This window comes from Candidatus Acidiferrales bacterium (assembly GCA_035515795.1).
Classification (GTDB): domain Bacteria; phylum Bacteroidota; class Ignavibacteria; order Kryptoniales; family JAKASW01; genus JAKASW01.
In genome coordinates, this window is the sequence record DATJAY010000003.1 from 1 (window position 1) to 17,087 (window position 17,087).

At 46.1% G+C, this 17,087-nt stretch carries 13 protein-coding genes; 4 read left to right on the top strand and 9 right to left on the bottom strand.

Annotated features, from left to right (window positions below; all coding sequences use genetic code 11):
• The 3 genes from VLX91_01295 to VLX91_01305 form a co-directional block, all read right to left on the bottom strand.
• The coding region (locus tag VLX91_01295; GenBank protein HUI28820.1) for a hypothetical protein at nt 1-2,677 on the bottom strand (2,677 nt) is incomplete at its 3' end.
• Between the two features lie 815 nt (nt 2,678-3,492).
• Nucleotides 3,493-6,774 (bottom strand): phospholipase D-like domain-containing protein, encoded by a 3,282-nt coding sequence (locus VLX91_01300; GenBank protein ID HUI28821.1) that lies wholly within the window; start codon nt 6,772-6,774, stop codon nt 3,493-3,495.
• 187 nt (nt 6,775-6,961) lie between these two features.
• Nucleotides 6,962-7,267: a T9SS type A sorting domain-containing protein gene (locus VLX91_01305; GenBank protein HUI28822.1), complete on the bottom strand. Its 306-nt coding sequence runs from the start codon at nt 7,265-7,267 to the stop codon at nt 6,962-6,964.
• On the opposite strand from VLX91_01305, the gene VLX91_01310 reads away from it, so the two are divergent.
• A complete protein-coding gene (locus VLX91_01310; protein HUI28823.1) occupies nt 7,152-7,652 on the top strand; it encodes a helix-turn-helix transcriptional regulator in 501 nt (166 codons plus the stop codon). The two genes, VLX91_01305 and VLX91_01310, sit on opposite strands and share 116 nt — an antisense overlap.
• A gap of 118 nt (nt 7,653-7,770) precedes the next feature.
• Here the strand turns inward: VLX91_01310 and VLX91_01315 are convergent, their stop codons facing one another.
• From VLX91_01315 to VLX91_01325, 3 genes are all read right to left on the bottom strand, one after another.
• Nucleotides 7,771-8,373: a hypothetical protein gene (locus VLX91_01315; GenBank protein ID HUI28824.1), complete on the bottom strand. Its 603-nt coding sequence runs from the start codon at nt 8,371-8,373 to the stop codon at nt 7,771-7,773.
• Between the two features lie 133 nt (nt 8,374-8,506).
• The gene (locus VLX91_01320) at nt 8,507-9,229 is read right to left on the bottom strand and encodes a hypothetical protein (protein ID HUI28825.1); all 723 of its coding nucleotides are present in this window, start codon (nt 9,227-9,229) and stop codon (nt 8,507-8,509) included.
• A gap of 210 nt (nt 9,230-9,439) precedes the next feature.
• A complete protein-coding gene (locus VLX91_01325; protein HUI28826.1) occupies nt 9,440-10,375 on the bottom strand; it encodes a DUF2726 domain-containing protein in 936 nt (311 codons plus the stop codon).
• A 250-nt stretch (nt 10,376-10,625) separates the two neighbouring features.
• On the opposite strand from VLX91_01325, the gene VLX91_01330 reads away from it, so the two are divergent.
• Nucleotides 10,626-10,979 (top strand): helix-turn-helix domain-containing protein, encoded by a 354-nt coding sequence (locus VLX91_01330; GenBank protein ID HUI28827.1) that lies wholly within the window; start codon nt 10,626-10,628, stop codon nt 10,977-10,979.
• Between the two features lie 225 nt (nt 10,980-11,204).
• Here the strand turns inward: VLX91_01330 and VLX91_01335 are convergent, their stop codons facing one another.
• Genes VLX91_01335 through VLX91_01345 form a run of 3 tightly spaced genes read right to left on the bottom strand, consistent with a single transcriptional unit; the run spans nt 11,205 to nt 14,081 of the window.
• Entirely contained in the window at nt 11,205-12,047 is an 843-nt protein-coding gene (locus tag VLX91_01335) for a ParB/RepB/Spo0J family partition protein (GenBank protein ID HUI28828.1), read from the bottom strand.
• Between the two features lie 58 nt (nt 12,048-12,105).
• A complete protein-coding gene (locus tag VLX91_01340) occupies nt 12,106-12,606 on the bottom strand; it encodes a hypothetical protein (protein HUI28829.1) in 501 nt (166 codons plus the stop codon).
• 44 nt (nt 12,607-12,650) lie between these two features.
• Nucleotides 12,651-14,081 carry a hypothetical protein gene (locus tag VLX91_01345; protein ID HUI28830.1) on the bottom strand — a complete coding sequence of 477 codons (1,431 nt, stop codon included), beginning with the start codon at nt 14,079-14,081 and terminating at the stop codon, nt 12,651-12,653.
• A gap of 718 nt (nt 14,082-14,799) precedes the next feature.
• Between VLX91_01345 and VLX91_01350 the strand changes: the two genes are divergently transcribed.
• Both VLX91_01350 and VLX91_01355 read left to right on the top strand, forming a co-directional pair.
• Nucleotides 14,800-16,254: an SEFIR domain-containing protein gene (locus VLX91_01350; GenBank protein ID HUI28831.1), complete on the top strand. Its 1,455-nt coding sequence runs from the start codon at nt 14,800-14,802 to the stop codon at nt 16,252-16,254.
• Nucleotides 16,251-17,084 carry a hypothetical protein gene (locus VLX91_01355; protein HUI28832.1) on the top strand — a complete coding sequence of 278 codons (834 nt, stop codon included), beginning with the start codon at nt 16,251-16,253 and terminating at the stop codon, nt 17,082-17,084. Before VLX91_01350 ends, VLX91_01355 begins: the two co-directional genes overlap by 4 nt.
• Nucleotides 17,085-17,087: the final 3 nt, after the last annotated feature.

Below are 17,087 nucleotides of genomic sequence, written 5' to 3' on the forward strand. Positions count from 1 at the left end.
CAAACTGTTTCGGGATCCCGCCAGGGTTGTCAACGGCATCTATCCCTACTCCGGTCGTGAACAGCGTTGCAGCAGAGTAGGCGCTCGTTCCTGCGGTACCGGTCGCACTGATGTGCCAGTAGTATACAGTAGTAGCCGTAAGAGGAGTCGAAAGCTTCTCGGTCGTTACGGCCAACGTCGTATCGAATATGACGTTTGCGCTGACGAAGCCTCCGACGCTGTCAATCGCATTACTGCTTGCTACTTGAAGATGATAGCTCGTGGCGTTGGTGGAAGCATTCCAGCTGAAGGTTGTCCTTCTTGCGACTCCGGTAGTACCATTAAGAGGCGATATGAGGACAGGAGTTGTCGGGATCAAAGCGATGTTCGTATTGTAACGCGCAAAACAATATGATGGCTTATTGCCAGCGGTGCTGAAACCACCTCCGACATAGGTATCATTTCCGGTTGAAATGATTGCCTCACCCGGAGCGTTTAATCCATCACCGAGAGTAGAGAAAGAACTGTCCGCAATGCTCCACTCGACTACATAATAGGCATTGTTGAGTCCGCTTGCCGTGAAGTTCCCTCCGACAAACAGATTTGTGCCGTTGATCGCAAGAGTGTTCACGGAGCCGTTAACGCCAGCTCCAAGGGGAGTCCATTGGTGCGTGTTCCACTTTGCAGCGTAATTGGCAGCATTTCCGCCCGCGGTTGTGAATGCACCTCCTACAAATACTGTGTCGGCATAAGTTGCTAAAGCGTTCACTGCGTGATTGACTCCATTGGTTGGTGTTCCGAGAGCCGACCAGCTTGTTCCGTTCCATGACGCTACATAGTTGGCCGAACTCCCGCCGGCAGTTGTGAATGCACCGCCGAAATAAATCTCGTTCACACCGATGCCGATCGCATTGACTTGATGGTTGACTCCCGAGCCGAGCGTTGACCAGGCATTGCTGCTCCACTTTGCGACGTAGTTGGCAGCAGACCCTCCTGCAGTGGTGAAGTTTCCTCCAACGTATAGGTCTGTTCCAAACATTCCGAGAGCGTAAACGGAATTATTTACTCCGTCGTTCGGTGAAGTCCCGAGTGTGTTCCACTTTGAGCCGTCCCACATGGCGATGTGGTTGGCCGGATTGCCGCCTGCATGTGTGAAAGCGCCTCCGACATAAACACTGCCTGTTGAAACGGCAATCGTATAGACCTGGTTGTCTACGCCGTTAGCGGTCCCTGTTCCGAGTGACGACCATGTATGTGTGCTGGTATTATAAACGGCAATATTGTTGGTTTGAATGGAGCCGGCTGTGGGGAATGAACCTCCAACATAAATGTTAGAGCCACTCAAAGCGAGTGCATAAACGGATCCACCCGGAGAGTTTGGTGAGCCGCCGAGAGACGACCAGTTCGTGCCATTCCAGCTTGCGATTCCTTTTGCACTAATTCCGCCAGCTGTGGAAAACTGACCGGCTATGTAGAGCTTTCCGTTGGCAACACCCATTTCAGGCCACTCTATGATACCGTTTGTCCCAACATTTGAGCCTGTGCCGAGCGCAGACCAGGTGTTGGTCGAAGTGTCAACTGCAGCGATGTTGTTGACGGTGCTTAAGCCGGCTGTGATAAATGAACCGGCAACGTAGAGCTTGCTTCCATAAAATGTGAGGTAGTAAACGTTGCCGCTAACACCCGCTCCGACTGCACTCCATGCAGTTCCGTTCCACTTTGCGATTCCGTTTACAGTTATCCCGCCGGCAGTTGTGAATGAACCACCGATATACAATGAACTTCCTGCGAAAACGAGTGCTTCAACGGTGTTGCTGACGTCGATTTTGGATTTGCCGACATAGCTCCAGTTTGTTCCGTTCCATGACGCTATGTTATGCGCAGTGTCGCCTCCGGCATGAGTGAATGACCCGCCGGCGTAAAGGTAACCACCACTGACACCGAGCGCATAAACCACATTGTCGACGCCGGACCCGAGGGCGTGCCATGAAGAGCCGTCCCATCGGGCAATGTCACTTACAGAACCTCCGCCTGCCGTTGTGAAGCTACCGCCGACGTACAAGTTGCCGCCGAAATATGCCATGGCGCAAATTCCGCCATTCACACCGTTTGTACCTGAGCCCAGCGGATTCCAGGTGTTTGTCGATGTGTTATAGTCAACGATGTTGTTTGCGGCAATGCCGCCGGCGGATGAGAAGGTTCCACCGATATAGACATCATTGCCGTTGATAATTATGGAAGCAACCGGGCCATTTATACCTAGGTTTGCACTCGTCGTGTCGAGCGAATACCATGTGTTCGTAGTAAGGTTGTATGCGGCGATGTTGTTTGTTACGAGGTTGCCAGCGCTGCCGAAATTACCGCCGACGTATAACACCGTATCGCCGCTATTGGCAGCAATATATCCCCATCCCCCGATACCGGCAACGGTGAACGACTGATCCCAATTTTTGTCATTGGGGTCGGATGTCGCTTGTATGAATCGTGGTGCACCGTCTTTTTCCGTGACCATTTTGTATCCGCGGGCATCGAAGCTTCCGATTGTTGCGGCAGTCTTTAAGCTTCCATCCGGATTGAGGATGGATTTGATTGAATTAGACGTTTGTGTAAGAGCTGTGCCAAACATGAACGGAAGTGTGAGTACAACAACTTTCAACTGGTTCGAGAATGGAAACCAGCCTTTCGTAAAGTATCTCATTGTTTCTCCTTTCCTATTTGCTTGAGAATGCATTTCTAAATGCTAAACCTCTCCAAAAAAGTCAGGCTGACCTGCCAATACCCTGCTATGCTCAGGTGTACTTTATGAGAGAGCGCGTTCCGAGAATCCGAATAAAATTCTCACTTTTCCAAGCGACCGCTAATTGCAGAAGCGCTCCGCCGCCTCTGATTTTTCTATTTTTGGAGAACTAGTCTATTTAGAATGATTTTCCAAACTGATACTGCGGAGTGTTTCTCATCAGGTGTGCCACGGGTTCTTCAAGTCTTACTCAAAAACCGTTTTGGATTGGACAAACATCCCTGCCGATGAGCAAAAACGATTTCTGACATGGAAAACCTCCACCTGCCAGCTTCAAGTACGGTTTTCTGAAAAACAACACGGTACATCATGGTACGCTCTCCCAGCTAAACTATTAGTCAGGAATAGTCTATATCGAAAACGCGAGAATAATTCTTGGTAGGATGAAACTTACGGCTGGAATGGACGATTTGATCGCTGCTTTGCATGAACAGGCGACACAAGACGCACGCCACTGCTTCACTCACTTCTAAAGATGGTTTCCGTGGGTTTTCAAGCCCTAATGCAGACCACTTTTCCAATACATCCACTCCTGATATTTTACGGAAGAAAGTAACTGAACATCATTGTAATGTCAAGTTGAAATACCCATGAAGTGATCGGGGTCACCTCGCCCTGGGGTTGGTGTGTTTGAGACCGAAGAGCTTGCGTGCACGAAATCTAGTGAACTATCTCCTTTGACTAGACAACGGCGAGCACAATTAATTCAGAATTCTTTACTTTATCACGACCATTTTTTTCACGAACATTTTTCCGCTCGAACTGAGCACATAAAAATATATTCCCGACGCGAACCTCCCGGCATTGAAAGTAACATCATAATATCCCGCGTTCTGTTTCTGGCTGACCAAAGTTGCCACATCTCTTCCGAGCATGTCGTATACTTTCAAAGTAACATAGTTGGCCGCCGGCAATTGATAAGAAATGATTGTGGTCGGATTAAACGGGTTAGGATAATTTTGACTCAGCTCGAATGACATTGGTATGCCACCATCAACTCGCTTCATATTGAGAACGATATTGTCGATTCCGCCCGCATTCAGATATCTTGCTTTGAACTCCTGTAAGTACAAGTTTGCGATTCGCCTGCTGTGTATTATGAGTTCGTTTTCGTCATTAGAGGTCTCGGCGGATGTTGACCAGTTATGTGAGCCGGTTGTTACAATCGCATCGGTGTTTGGATACTCGGCGTCGATGACGGCGTATTTATGATGAAGAAGACCGGTCACATCGCTTCCTTTAAGGTGAACATCAACGCCGTTTGTTTGAAGGAAGCTAAACTGATTCCCGCTATCCTTGTTATTATCCATCACGACTCTAACTCTATCACCTGCAGCCTTTTGCGCGACCAGCTCTTGTGCCAAGTCTGCACGAGTAAAGGTCAACATGCAAATGTCAATAGAGTGCGCAGCGGCGGCAAGAGTCTGATAAATGTGAAGAGTAGTCTGATCCGATGGGCTGAAATAGAGTTCGACCGGGGTTCCTTCGATATTGAACTTGTGTGGGGTTATGTCTTTCTTGTCGGCACCAAAGCAAGATTGAGATGCATCGGGAGTGTTGGTCGGGCTTCCCCACATTTCGTTGAACTCCATAGTGTAGGCGTTCGCCAATGCCTTATCCTGTATCTCGATCGAGTTCTGCGCATCGTCATTGTCACCTGGATCAGTGGCGTTCCACGATCCTGTCCAAATCCAGTCATGGATAAACGACGTCGTGTCCTGAAAGTCGAATACGGCAAATTTGTTGTGCATCAAACCTTTGCCGGCATAGATCCGGTCGAAGGTATCGGTGATATGGGGGATTCCATTTGCCGTCAGGTTGCTCAAGTAAGTTCCGGTGCCTGACTCGCCCAAATTGTCGTTCTCGGTGATTAACCTTACCATTACGCCGCGCTTCTCGGCGTTAATCAACGCACCTGTTATGGCGCCGCCGACTCCGCCGCTGAGACTGTACAACGCAAGATCGATCGAATATTTTGCGGAGTCGATTCTCGCCAGGAATTTGTTGACGATGTCCACAGTCTGTGCAAACTCGCCGTCGGCGACTGAAGAGTTTGTTGAATGATTGAAATAAACATTTATAGTTCCTATCGATCCAGCCGGAGATGCGGTGCTGAAGATCGCATCGCCCGTCGTGTTCGTGCCAGCACTATCTGTAGCTGAAACCTGATAGTGATAAACTGTCGCCGGTGATAAATAATCCAGCAAAACGGAGTGGATCGTGTCTGAAGAAGACACGGCAACGGAGTCTTTATAATCCGAGGTCGCGCCATACCTGACGACGGCCGTGGCTTTGTCCGAAGTTTTAAAATCGATAGTGACGGAATTGGGCTTTAGATTATTTTCGGCCGGGTTTGCTGTGAAAGCGGGCCCGGGATGACCGATTATGTCCGCCTGGGTTCGGGGATCGATTTCATAATCGGAAAGATATGGTGGCCCCGGATCCGGTCCACCCACTCCTTTGTACTGCTTCAAAATTCCGATTAGGTCGAAAGTTCCGGCTGGAATAGTCCACGTTTTTGGAATGTATCCGCCTGTCGTGCCGGTGATATCGGTGATTGTGCCGTTGGATGAGTTACACGTAACGCCGTTCACTCTAACCAGACGACCTTCATTCGGCTCAGTGGAGTCATCGGTGAATGTTTGGTTTACGTCCGCACAAGTCAAAAGGAGCGGCTCGGGCAGCGGATTGCCGTGAGAATGAATGATCCACTTTGTGGAATCGGGGTGGATTTCCGTTATACCACGATACTGGTCTATCGCTCCGGTGATCGTCGCGCTGTCGCCCACCTGGAACGGAGAATTCAAAGAATTGATGAAAACATTTATACCAGCGGTCGCATCTTGAATAAATAAATTTATATTCGATGCGCCGACGAGGTTTGCCGTGACTATCCCCGACACAGTGACAACGACACCCTTCTGATAAGGAGAAGCCAGAACGCCTTGAGAATCATTTGTATGAAGATCGATTATCGGTTCAACTTTCATTACGTAAACGGACGGTTGCTTCTGAATGGGTGATGGAACGGCCGTATCGACGGCGGTCTCGACGAGAAAGATCCCGGTTAGATTCGAATCCGGAACTGTAACAGAATGAATCAGTATTTGCGCCGTGTCTATTTTTGTAACTGCTGCATTGCTGATTCTTATGGTGTCTTGAGAAACGGACAAACTTGCAGCCGAGAGGGAATTCCCGGAGAGCAAAACATCAGAACTATTCAAGGACCATGAGAAAGCCGAAGGAACCACGACAATAATCTTGCCGATAGTGTCTGATTGATCGCTGACAAGCTTAATAGAAAAATCTGAAGTTTGTCCAGCATTCAACGCGGCGGGGGATATCTGAGCAGAGCCAATTCCGTTGCCGGCTTCGCCAACGAATGTTATCGCACCATTGACTGTCAGATCGGTTCCTGAGCCGTAAACGTACCATGTTCCGCTCGAGCTCGATGCACCATATGGAACGATTCTAAATTTGACAATGGTACCTGCCGGAAGATTCTGCAGATTCGTTATTCCCGACAGATTGATCGGGGTAATGGTGCTCCCGCTGGAACTGTTTGACGGAAATTGACCGCTAAAATCGCCGATGCTCGTCCATGCGCCGCCATTCAACTGATAATCCCATTCGGCGTTTTGTGGACCGGTGTTTGACCTCCGGTAATTCAAACCGATCTGACCCAATGACGCGGAGTACGCTGTGTTTACCGTTATGCCAAACGTGACATAGACGTTGGAGGCCAGCGCCCCCGCTGCCGTGGTATAATTCCAGCTGTTGCCGCCCCATGCATTCGATGTGGCCGTCCCTGATGTCCCGACTCCGCCGCCTCGCGTCAGTCCCGTGCTGTTGGTAATTCCTGTTGCGACAGTTGAAGCCGCCAGATTCTGAGTCCCAAAGGAACTTTGCCCGGAAACTTGCCAACCGACCAAAGTGGTTTGTCCCCACACACTCGTCGTTACAACCAAGACAAAAATTACAGCGGACGCAAACTTCATCTTAACCTCCCGATTCAATACAATCGATTCATGTGTAATATAACCTTACGAAATAAAAACTGCGACTTACTTAATGTTCCACTCTTTCCCTATGAGACGCCTTCGGAACCAGAAAGTAAGCCGCAGCTAAATCTTTTTCAGTCCAGGACGACTTTTTTGCACGGCAAATTCATTCGTGTACGTACGCCTACTTGATCAGGAGCATACGATGTATCTGCACAAATGAATTTCCGGAATTATCAACAGCGATAAACTTATAATAATACACTCCAGAAGCCATCCCAGACATATCCACGGGTATCGCGTGCGTCCCGACGCTCATTATTCCGTTGTCCAGCGTTCTAACTTTCATGCCGAGTAAATTGTAAATCTCGACGGTGACCTTTGCATCGGACTTGAGGTCGAATCGAATCGTGGTCGCAGGATTGAATGGGTTAGGTCGCGTTGCCAAAGTGGGGGTCACGCTCAGGTGGCGGAAGCCCGCAAAAACCATTGAAAATCCCAAAACATGGGGCGAGTGCCTGAGAAAGAGAAGGCTGGAGCTGGGGCTCACGAGCGCAGAGGCTGCCCGCATGCTCGGGATCATGCCGAGCACCCTCTACGTCTGGGAATGCGGAAAAAAGAAGCCGCATCCCACGAGCTGTCTCAAAATCATGGATTTCCTTGGGCACATCCCGTCCTTTTACGCGAGGGAGACCCTAGGGCAGAGAATGGCTATTTACCGTCTCCTCCACGGACTCAGCAAACGAAAGTTCGCCAACCTCCTCGGAGTCGCAGCGGAGACCCTCCGCAAATGGGAACGAGGTGAATCTGAACCGGAAGCTGAGAAAATGGAAAAAGTCGAAAAGTTGTTGACTGAGACACCGAGTCTCAGATAACTAACGGTAGTCTCTTTGTCTAACTCAGACATTCCGACCCTATTATTCTGCGATGAAAGGATTATTTTGTCTCTCGACTTTGATTACACGAAAGTGTTATGCGCAGGCAAAGTTACCTTTAAGGTTGATTCTCCATCATCTGAAGAATTGTCAGGCCTAAGCTTGCGATGTTGAAGCAATGCTCCGCTTGCTTAGTGTCAAATCCAGTTTGTCCCAAATGGAGAATTCGGTTCCTAGGCCAGAACAGCTCTCTCTGAAAAGATTGAGACAAGTCATTCATGTCAAAGCTTGGAAAATCTTTCTTGATTGCGTTAGCTATGGCAGTGTTGGCGGCGACGAATCCAGTTATTCCAATAGGCTTCATAAGCTTCGTGACTTCATCAATTCTAGAAGCAACGTTTCGAAATCTCCGCAGCGATTCCTCAATTTCGGAATCGGTCGGAAATGGCGGAGTTGCTCGTGTCCACTTGAAGTATAGCCTGGAAAGCTCACACTCCATGGCGGTTGCTGAGAACACAATACACAGAGAATAGTCAGAATTGTGATAGAATTCGTAACGGCCTCGAGACAATAATTTGTCTCCAACTGTAAATCCCTGCAGCGTCGCGTTGAGGGCTTCCCCGCATTCGCAGGAATCGTGGATCTCGGCTTCATCAAGGCGAATGAACAGGTCTAATTCACGGCCACATTTGGGACACTGTGTCTTAATGGGAATTTTCATCGTGCGCTTTTTATTTCAATAGAATTTTTCTTGCTTGTTGTACATAGGCAGAGTTCGATACCAATAGCGTTTTGCGGAACGGCATCTTTGCCAACAACAAGCACCCTCACGCAGGCTAGTGGCCGGCTTTAGGTTACGGAATTCTTTTAGCAATCTGGTCCTTTGTTTTGTCAACTTCAGCTTGGAATCTGTTGATAGTGTCCTCGAACGTCTTGGTATCACCATCCAACAGACCCTTAAAGCCTAGCGCATTACCAAGATAAACGGTAGCATTTTGCGGATTGAGGGAGATCATTTGCTCCAGGTACAGGGTAAGCCGCTCAATTATATGTCGCAATTCGAAATGACAGTAACCGACGTCTTTGATCAACTCGCTGTCAAAATGAAACTTACTTAGTTCGATCTTCTGGTTCTCAAGAAAATCGGGATACAATCGATAGGTTGGAAGAATCACAGGCTGGTTATTCTGCGCCGCAATGACAGCAGCCGCGACTTCACCAGATAACTGTATGAATTTTGTCCTGTAGAAGGCGAGTTCATTCTGAATAGTGATGAGGGTTGTGAGATACTTTTGGCGTTCAGCTACTCTGTTCTCAATCTTCGATTCGGATATCTGGGCTTGCAACCGCGTGGTTTCCTGAAACTGCAGATAGACAGTCATAGCAACTGCCAGAAAAGCCAATCCAGTGAAAAAGGCGTTGAACGCACCGAACATATCGCCGAACGAACCTGCATTGCTGAGGTTTCCATGGCAATCAGAAAAAGTTATGAAAACGATCATACCGTATATAGCAATCCCTGCTGTATAAAGAACGAGTGCGACAATTATTCCTATCAAAAGATTTCTCGTTTTCATGAGATCTCCTGATGATTATATGTTATTTTGGGGCGATCAAAGTCACCACGAAACCTCATTCCAAGATGAATCTTTGCTTGCGCATAACGTCTACCGCAAAAAAGTTCGTCACGCTTCGACGCCATAAATGTGCATAGCTCGATGAGCGCGGCGAAGCGTGATGAAGCGAACTCCATGATATATAATAATCGAGCGTCTTTTTTGCGGTTGTTAGTTGCTGGCACGCCTTCCTTTATTGTGCGCGTTGAAAAAATCATCAATATTGGTATGCCCTCCTTTGCTCATGCTGAATCCGACAAGAGGAGAGCTATATTGTTTTTCATAGCTCTGGTACAAAGCCTCTGCTTCTTGTAGGGTAATTGGTTTGAATCTGTCGTCTTTGTATTGCGAGTATTTGATACACGCATCTCTGACCGCAAGTTCTTCCGCCAATTCATATGATGCAAGTGGCGGGAAAGAAAACGTTCGACACCTTGCTCTCCCGATTATTACGCCACTGTCGGACAAAGTTATGTTGACAAAGCACTCGTCATAACCGCTTTGGGAAGGAATCCTCATCGAACCGCAAGCGGACGCCACATCGGACATAACCAGCTTTGTGAGTAAGTCGCGATAATGACGAAAAGGGTCGTATGGATACCACTCCGTTTTTCCTTGTGAATCGGTAGAGGTTATGATGGACGAATAGTCAAAGGGTTCATCAAAGGGAACCAAGCCAGACTCTTGAGCCTCAATGAATCCTTGATATAGGAACCATAGTTCAACTAGCCAACCAAGGATGGTGAACTTGCCAACTTGTTGCAGTTGGTCAATTTGGATTCTCAGTAAAGGCAAGTCGAGCTTCTCACAGATTAGATTCTTCAGTTCGTCATTATGTTGAGCCTTAGGATCGGAATCATGGTAGGGTTCATCAAATTCAATGGCAAAAGCAACAGGTTGGTCGTTGGGTTCAACCAGGAAATCGAAATGGCCCTTCAGTGCAAAACTGTACTCCTCATTTGACAATCCGCTATTGTTAATGTCGAGCGCATCGGCAATCCGAACCTTTGTATATAATCGAACATTCCGATGTCGAAGGCTTTCGTCTAAAAGCTCAAAGGATTTCTTCTCGTCATCATTTACAAGTATCCTCTTTCTTCGAATCATCGGCTACATCCTCATTTGTTGGAAGGCGTGCTTGCAACTACCTAGTGGGAAAACACACTTAGGTGTGTTTTTTTCCTTAATGGACGCCTCTCCTAATTCACCTCCAAATTTATTCTCCGCTTCCATGAAGTGCAAATCCCTTAAATTCACTAACTCTACCAGGTGCATTTTTGATGGAAATAATATTTTCGCCCACCTTATCTCTTGTGACCCGGCTTGATATTCTTTGGCCATGGGAAACATCCGTTCCATGAAGCACGGTGAGTGGTACTGGGTCGATAAGGTTATTATTCAGAGGTACACAAAGGAAGTAGGACGATTGCCTGCCCTGGTGTACCAGCTTCTAGCCAGTATGGCCGATCAGAACCAGACCTGCTATCCGTCCCAAGGATACATTGCTGAGATGCTCGGCTGTTCTCGGTGGTCGGTCAATAAGGCGGTGAGAAAGCTCAAAGAACGCGGGTTGATAGCCTGTGCAAAAGCTGTAGGAAAAGGGAACACGTATCGGCTCCTTCCTCCTCAGATGTTCCCTGGTGGCACAGGGGATGTTAGATCAGAAGCAACTGACCTGTGTGAAAATGGAGGCACAAACAATAATAAGTAACAAGATATATATAACAATACGTATTGTTTATGTTCTTAAGGTTTACAACGACTATTAGCGAGCCTTATAGGGGAATAGAGCAAGAGCAAAAAAAGAAGCCCGATCTTTGAAGAGGAGAGAAGACCGGGCTTCGAGGGTGATTACGATTATGATAATTGATACTATTTCGTCGGAACCATTTGTGAATTGCTGTCCCTTATGCGCCGGTTCGCATTGTGCGGCAGTCTAAGATCTAGCAAGTGACCTCCAGAAATCTCTTGCTGCTTCTCGCAAGGAAGATTTCTTGAGTTCAGAACCAAGGTTATCCGCAACCTCTGTGACCAGTGCTTGGAAGTCACTCTGGCGCAAGTGGCCTTCCAAGATATCCTTAATGATTTCGCAGCGAAATCTTCCACCACATTGGCGAATGTCAAAGGCTCCTTCAACAGCCTCATCAACAAGCGCATCCACTTTTGAAACATCTCCGCCGCTTCTCTTAAGAATCTCCTCCTGGACTGATTGCCGAAATCCGGACAGCTTGTTGTAAACATCGAGTGCATCATCGCTGGAGAAAGTCGACGCTAGTTTAGCCAGCACTGCAACGCCTGCAGGGCCTTCCGAGGTCGAGAGTTTCTGCTGAAGCTCATTAGGAAGGTCGAGTAGCTTAATGTATTTACGGACTGTTGATGTTGACCAAGCGGTCTCTTGGGCAACACGTTCGTATGAGTTGTATTTCTCGTAAAGCGCTTTAAGGGCAGTCGCTTTGTCTAGCGGGTTCATATCAGCACGGTGAACATTTTCGACCAGTGATATAGTCACCGCATCAGCGTCATCAATATCGTCTCGAACCAAGCAAGGAACTGGGTCAAGACCAACTTTTTGACACGCCGCTAATCGACGCTGACCAGCAATAACCTCATACTTGCCGCCAACAATTGACCTCACGGTCAGAGGAGATAGCAACCCTTGCTTCCGTATGCTGGCTGCGAGCTCGTCAATCCCTGAATCCTCTTGGCCAGCTTGTAAGTCATGGCGAGTATTCTGGGAAGATAGGAAAAGCAGATGCAATGGTATTTCTTGTAGGCGCATAGCAACTCCCTTGAATTAGATGACGAACTGGCGCGTTAGGCCCAGTGTTTTGTTGTTACTACTTAAATCGAGCAATTCTTATTTGTCGATTTTTTGCATTACACCAATAAACCACACATTTTCGTGCGAGTCTTTTTACACGATTGATATAGCCGTCAAAATCTCTCTTACTATCGAACTCGTTTTTCGGCTTCTCCTCGACAACGAAACGAATCTCAGCGAACTTCTCGACACCACGTTTCTTTTTCACGTTGCTGGTCTCAACAAAACGCTCCGTGAGACATTCGATAAAAATAATCTTCCGCTGATTAAAGATCGCAAAGTCGGGGCATGTACCAGTTCCATTCACAGTAATTCCTCTCGGATAAATGTCCCATTTATGTTGTTTGAAATACTTCAATGCAGTTCTTCGTATCAATCGATGTAGTGGATATTTTCTCTCCATCGACCGCTGACCTTCTCGGACACTTCCCGAGCCTGTGCTCCAACTCCAATACGATAACTCATCATCAGAGAGTAGGTCAAATCCGGTTCGAATGCGAGCTTCTTTTAGAGTCATTGATTTCCTCACAACCTAGTGCGGTGTACTATCCGCGATTGCGTTCATTTTTCCAACAACCATTTCTTTTCGTAATAGGCTGGTGAATGCGAAGAATCCTTCCAACCAAGCATAGACAACATTAGCCGTTCAAGTAGTGACCGTAAGCGCAGTTCCTCCTTTGCAAGGATGTTAACATCAATAAGATCGGAAGAGTGAAATAGAATGTCTCTCGTCTTAATAAGCGTGAACAGAGAATTAATTGGGTATAGGTCATCCCATTTTACACCATATCTTTCAAACAAGCTGTCCAGAACAGAGCGAAGTGATGGGCGATTAAGTTCGGAAAGTTTTGCCGACATTAATTCAAATGATTGGTCATCTCCAAGTTCTCGCCTAATCACATCGCGGACTGAATGAGACAGCTTACTAAACTTCGCGGGCTTGATAATTTCGAGCAGGTTTTGTTTCATGGAAAACATGTCTTTGATCTTCTCAAGTGATAGGAAAAGAGTGGAAAAGCCCTCTTCAATGAATTCCTTTCCACAAGCTGAGATATAATACACAAGAGGCATGTGAAGGTTAATACCTGTCTGCCGCAATTTCCGAATTTCGCCAAACGCTACTTTGAGAAAATTTCTGGCGTGATCAAATGGAACAACAGAATCATAGTATTCAACATCCTCTGATGAACATTTCCTAATATTTCTGATAAATGCCCGCATTCCGTCTTGACTATCCAGCTCGTATCTGAACCACATCACCCAATGACGCGATAAGAACGAGATCAGCAATGTCAGATCGTCCGCCACAGAACTGGCAAGCGCGACAAAATCATCGTCGCTAAGTTCTGATGTTGGCACGGTAGCCTTGAATGATAACGCCTGAATCTTTGTTTTTAGATTGACGTGCTTTTCGGAAGGAGAAGTATCGTAGAAATACCAGGGGCGCGTTTCAATTTCAAAGGGAAACTGTTCATCTAACTCAATCTTCGTTCCATGAACATCTATCTTCTCTTCTCCGGTGAACGACACCTCGCCAGTCTCGAAAGTTGTCCAAAGAGTTCTTGGGCCCGCAAGATAGAAAACGAGGTACCGCTCTTCTTTGTCTGTGAGGGGGATTTTCTTTCTCATTGTCAAGTCGAGAAAACGAAGATCCGCAACCTTATAGGACATGTCTGTACCGAAGTATGGCTTGCTGATAATTCCACCTATGAGCGCGTTGTCTGAAGAAAATGAAAATACCGAAGATTGCGTATCTTTTGTGGACAACTTAAGTCGCGGGCCAGCCGAATGGATGACACTTTGTATTTTTTTGAATGTGTCCACATTACCCACTACTTTCGCGATGATTTCGCCTTCTTCTATTAGGGAATATTGAATAACTACCTGTAAATCAGGCGCGGATTTGTCACCTTTGAAAAGGGTGCCAACAAATTCGTGACGCTCGAAGAATGGCTTCTTGGGATAAAACTCGTCTACCTCGTCTCGTCCCATCTCATATCCTTAGTTGACAGCGATTCGCTTGGCCGTAGATTTGGCAATTAATAAATCCGGCTCTTTTAAACCATCATCCCATTTCATAGGTATAATCTAATCTTATTTAATTTTCCTGAATAATTCGAGCGATGACTTTTTGATAGAAGTCTTATCTCGGTTAATTGTGTTGACATCTTTAATTCAAGTGATACCTCGTGTCACTAGGCCCAAGTACTGAAACCGGCAGACGTACTTTTCGGAAAGTCGTTGCTCGCATTAACGATTTTCCAAAGAGGGTGGCCAAATTGGTCGTGCGGGTCCGAATACCGCCTTAGACACCCGCAAAATGGAAAAATGGCAGAGTGGTTGATTGCAACTGCCAGCGGAGCAGCTAGCCCTTAGGGCTCGAGGGTTAGAATCCCTCTGTCTGAAATCTTTATAGCAACTAAATGAGAGTTTCAGAGAGCGGAATTCATTCAATGAAAAAACCTCTTTCCCGTCATTTTTTCCCTCCTTCCCGATCAATCTTTTCCTTGCGATAATAATTTCACCACAGAGCTGAACAACAAAAGTTGCTCAATTGGACAAGCTCGGATGGCGTTCAGACTCCGCCGCAAGTTGACTACTTAGACAATAGTGCCCACCTTATAAGGTGGGCACTATTGTGGTATATTACCGTCAAAATAGCTGCAATATAAGTAGAGGATTTCAAGAAGAACCCATAATTTGACTGAACATGAAAGGCAGTACAACTCAACCAAAAGTATTCTTGTCTTACAGTTGGACAAGTGTGCAGCACGAACAGTGGGTTCTGGATCTCGCTGAGCGCCTCTCTGGCGACGGTGTTATTGTCATTTTGGATAAATGGGATTTAAAGGAAGGACAGGACAAACATGTCTTCATGGAACAAATGGTAAATGATAAAGGCATTAGTAAGGTCCTAGTTATTTGCGATCGGGGGTACCAGAGCAAGGCGGATGACAGAAAAGGAGGAGTCGGGACTGAAACGCAGCTAATTTCAAGAGAAGTTTATGAAAATACTGGGCAGGAGAAATTTATCCCAGTAGTGAAAGAATACGACCAGGATGGTAAGCCATGCATCCCCCATTACATGGCAAGCCGGATTTACATTGATCTTTCTTCCGACGAAATATTTGAAGGGAACTACCAGAAACTCATCAGGAATCTTTACAACAGGCCCCTTCTGAAGAAGCCACCGATTGGAATGCCTCCGGCATACATTACGGAGGAGCAATCCATTATATTAAAAACATCTCACAAGGTTACTGAAATCAAGAACGCTATCCTAAGCGGCCGAACGGGTGTAAATGGACTAATTACGGATTATCTTGACGCTTTCATCGAGTCTCTAGGCGATTTCCGACTTTCGGGCGGATCGCAAACCGGGTTCGATGACAAAGTAGTTGAAAGTATTGAAAAGATGTTGCCGCTTCGGGATGATTTTATTGCATTTGCTTTCAGCGTCTTTAAGTACAAGGACGACGTTGACCTTGAAGCATTCCAGACTTTCCTTGAAAGACTCTTACCGTTCTTTTACCCTCCTGAGAATGTACAGAGCTATACACAGGTGGATTGTGACAACTATAAATTCTTCATCTATGAGTTGGTCCTGAATTTTTTCGCACTACTAATTCAACTGAAGAAATACAAGGCAATTGCCTATTTTATAAATTCGCAGTATTTCTTCCGTCTGCCGCAGTACAGCCAGCTAATAAGCGAAGGCATAGGGACGTTCAATTTGCATTGTCGTTCACTGGATGAGTTTAGAAATAATAGACTCCACTTGAATCGTGTCAGCATGACCGCGGACCTAATCAAAGCACATTCCATTAGGCAGGATATTAAATTTGAAGAGATCGTACAAGTTGATCTCATGCTGTACTACATAACGGAGTTGAACGGCAACTCTGATGGATGGTTTCCCAGAACCTCGATATATAAACCACATCGTTCTAATGTTGATTTATTTGACAGGATGGTTTCGCTTCAGTATTTCGAAAAGATAAAAGACCTATTTGATGTGAGAAATGTTGAAGAGATGAAGAAAAAGATAGCTGATTATATAGAGAGGACTAAAAATCAATCGCGCAGATACTCTGGATTATGGGACTACAACATCAGCCCAATAGAGAATGTTATTGATCTCAAGAAACTGGGCACTTTGAAATGAATCGCGTATTTTGGAAAACAATTCCATATGTCTCGCTTATAGTTTCAACGGCGCTATTTCTCTGGTTTGCTGTGTTAACCTTCAAGAACGCCTTTTGGGGCAACTGGTTTTTGAGTATCTCGGCAAACTTGATCTCGGTTTTGTTGATTTACTTTCTTTATGAAATCATAAAATCCAAATCCGAGAAGGAACTCAAGAAGGAAATTTCCGGATACGCGCGCAGCTACATAGATAGTAACATGCTTTCAATTCTGCATACATTATCTAAAATGATTTACGGCATCGAAGGAGGTAGATCTCTCGGTGAAACCATGCGGCTACCAAGGCTGGATACAGAGACTTTGAGAAACTTGCTCGAAGGCAGAAAGTTCTTGGGCTTTCAGCTTTTTAAATCATGGTCCTATACCCATGACTATTTCTCAAAGGTCATAGAGAACAATTTCGTGATGAGTAGATTGAATGATGAACAAATTCTGATAGTTCTTAAGATTAAGAATTCCCTATATCAAATAGAAGACTTTTTTTCAAATGGGGATAACTTCAGCGTAACTGAGGAAATTGCAACAGGATACAGGGTTGTAGTGGGTGCTAGTTTGAATCCAGAGAACCGGCAGTTCCCAAATAGATTCTTACTTATGCGTGGTCTCAACAACGAAAAATATGTTGTGGAGGATTTTGGCGACTTCCGAGCGGACGACCTCGACAGATTATTGCAGACTTTCATGATGAAACGGGAGACATTAAATCTTGCCGTTGACAGAGTATTCAATTTGTTATCCCTAATTCAGAAGTGGTTAGAATTGACGGGTAACGAGTTGCGGTTAAACTAGACA